The 863-nt window shown below is 41.8% G+C and carries 1 tRNA gene and 2 rRNA genes; all 3 read right to left on the minus strand.

Annotated elements, in window-relative coordinates:
* Positions 1-304, minus strand: a 23S ribosomal RNA gene (locus L1D55_RS27400); the annotation flags it as partial.
* A 311-nt stretch (positions 305-615) separates the two neighbouring features.
* Positions 616-691, minus strand: a tRNA-Glu gene (locus tag L1D55_RS27405).
* Positions 692-779: 88 nt separating this feature from the next.
* Positions 780-863: ribosomal RNA gene (locus L1D55_RS27410) — 16S ribosomal RNA — on the minus strand; the annotation flags it as partial.

The raw sequence follows: 863 nt of genomic DNA on the forward strand, positions 1-863 counted from the left end.
CTTTCCAGAGCCTTCGTCTGTCTCATTAAAAGCTTAAGGGCTAATCCAATTTCGCTCGCCGCTACTTTCGGAATCTCGGTTGATTTCTCTTCCTCGGGGTACTTAGATGTTTCAGTTCCCCCGGTTTGCCTCTTGTTGCTATGTATTCACAACAAGATACTTACTTATGTAAGTGGGTTTCCCCATTCGGAAATCCCAGACTCAAATGACTTTTACTGTCTAATCTGGGCTTATCGCAAGTTAATACGTCCTTCATCGCCTCTGACTGCCAAGGCATCCACCGTGTACGCTTAGTCACTTAACCATACAACCCGAAGAGGTCTTTATGTATGATAAACAACCAAGGTTTTGGTTGTAACAAGAAGGGTTAGTTCTTATTACGTGTTTGCCGGACTCAATTTAATACTCTTTATTTTCACTTTTAAAAAGTGAAGACAAAAAGCCAAGACACTTGAATGTGTTTGTGTTGTGTTTACTTCGAAAAGTAAACATTGAGAACTTTTAATTTGATTAACTCTAAGAGTTAATCAGTCAGCTTTCCAAATTGTTAAAGAGCTAATCACTTCGTAATGAAATAACCATTTTTAAAAGCACTATTAAAAATGCGCTTAAAGATGGTATCCCGTAGGGGAGTCGAACCCCTGTTACCGCCGTGAAAGGGCGGTGTCCTAGGCCTCTAGACGAACGGGACACTGGATTGAAGAACTTGGGAGTTCTTCGTCTCTTTACTTTCTAAACCGTATCAATCTGTGTGGACACTTATCGTGAATATCTTCGTATAAGGAGGTGATCCAGCCCCAGGTTCCCCTAGGGCTACCTTGTTACGACTTCACCCCAGTCATGAACCACAAAGTGGTGAGCGT

The sequence above is a fragment of the Vibrio sp. Isolate22 genome, assembly GCF_022398115.1.
In the GTDB taxonomy this organism is placed as follows: domain Bacteria; phylum Pseudomonadota; class Gammaproteobacteria; order Enterobacterales; family Vibrionaceae; genus Vibrio.